General features: G+C 62.5%; 2 protein-coding genes. Both read left to right on the forward strand.

Going from position 1 to position 1,614, the window contains the following annotated elements:
- The coding region (locus WBB85_RS11605; RefSeq protein WP_432638775.1) for a DNA alkylation repair protein at window positions 1–145 on the forward strand (145 nt) is incomplete at its 5' end.
- 116 nt (window positions 146–261) lie between these two features.
- Complete coding sequence (moaA, locus tag WBB85_RS11610) at window positions 262–1,263, forward strand: GTP 3',8-cyclase MoaA (protein WP_432638774.1); 1,002 nt, start codon at window positions 262–264, stop codon at window positions 1,261–1,263.
- Window positions 1,264–1,614 lie beyond the last annotated feature (351 nt).

Raw genomic sequence — 1,614 nt, forward strand, 5'->3', positions numbered from 1 at the left:
CGACTGGTTCATCCAGAAGGCCATCGCCTGGTGGCTGCGCGACCTCTCAAAACACGACGCCCCCCGCACCCGCGACTGGCTCGCATCCCATGGCGAACGCCTGAAGCCCTTCGCCCGGAAAGAGGCCGCACGGCACCTGTCCTGACCGGCCTTTCAGCTTGGTCCAAATACCTCGGGGTCCGGGGCAGCGCCCCGGCGCTTTCGGTCAGGTTATCGGCGTTTCCCCTTGCCGCGCCCCGACCGCAAGCCTAGTTTCAATCCATGACCAAACTTATCGACCCCTTTGCCCGGCCAATCTCCTACCTGCGCGTCTCGGTGACGGATCGCTGCGATTTCCGCTGCACCTATTGCATGGCCGAACATATGCAGTTCCTGCCGAAAAAGGACCTGCTGACGCTGGAGGAACTGGACCGGCTCTGTTCCAGCTTCATCCGGCTCGGGGTCGAAAAGCTGCGCATCACCGGGGGGGAACCCTTGGTCCGGCGCGATATCATGACCTTCTTCAGGACGATCGCGCGGCATCTGGATACGGGCGCGCTGAAGGAACTGACGCTGACCACCAACGGCTCGCAACTGGCGAAATTCGCGGACGAACTTGCCGCCATCGGCATCCGCCGGGTCAATGTCTCGCTCGACACGCTCGATGCGGCGAAGTTCCAGGCGATCACCCGCTGGGGGCGGCTGCCGCAGGTGCTGGAGGGGCTGAGGGCCGCGAAAGAGGCCGGGCTCAGGGTCAAGATCAACACTGTCGCGCTGAAAGGCTTCAATGAGGAGGAACTCTTCCCCCTGCTCGACTGGTGCGCGGGCGAAGGTCACGACCTGACCTTTATCGAGGTCATGCCGATGGGCGAGATGGGCGAAGAGATGCGGCTCGACCAGTACTGGCCCTTGAAGGACCTGCGCGCGCGGCTTGCCGACCGCTTCACGCTGACCGATCTCGCGGAACGATCGGGCGGCCCCGCGCGCTATGTGCGGATCGAGGAGACCGGGCAAAAAGTGGGCTTCATCACCCCCTTGACCCATAATTTCTGCGAAAGCTGCAATCGGGTCAGGGTCACCTGCACCGGGGAACTCTTCATGTGCCTCGGGCAGGAGGACAATGCCGATCTGAGGGCGCCACTCAGGGCCGCGTCCGCCGATGCCCTGCTGGAACAGGCGATCCGGGCGGCGATATCGCGCAAGCCCAAAGGGCATGACTTCGACTATTCGCGCCAGTCGGTCAAAGGCCAGATGTCGCGGCATATGAGCCATACCGGCGGCTGAGCCCCTTGAGACACTGCTGACCGCACCCCTCCGGGGAACGGACCGTCGGCACCGTGTCGGCAAAACCAATGGCATCGACCGGGCTGCCAAGGCTGGACCCGGTTGCGACAGGGGCCGGATATACCTATAGCGTTTCGAGTTTACGTTGAATGAAAATGCGAACCATCTTCGTTCGAATTCTGATAGTTGAGATTTCAAACAAATCTCGAAACGCTATAGGGGGCAGATATGCGGAAACCAGCGACAATTGCAGCACTCATCCTGACGGCGGCACTCCTGTCGGGCTGCGGCCCGATCATCATCGGCGCAGGCGGCGCGGTGCTGGCCGACAAGGTGGTCGAGGACCAGCAG

Origin of the sequence: Albidovulum sp. (assembly GCF_049646345.1) — a bacterium.
Classification (GTDB): domain Bacteria; phylum Pseudomonadota; class Alphaproteobacteria; order Rhodobacterales; family Rhodobacteraceae; genus Albidovulum.

Excerpts from the sequence above, each read along its gene's own strand:
- moaA (WP_432638774.1), top strand. The coding sequence starts at position 262 with ATGACCAAACTTATCGACCCCTTTGCCCGGCCAATCTCCTACCTGCGC.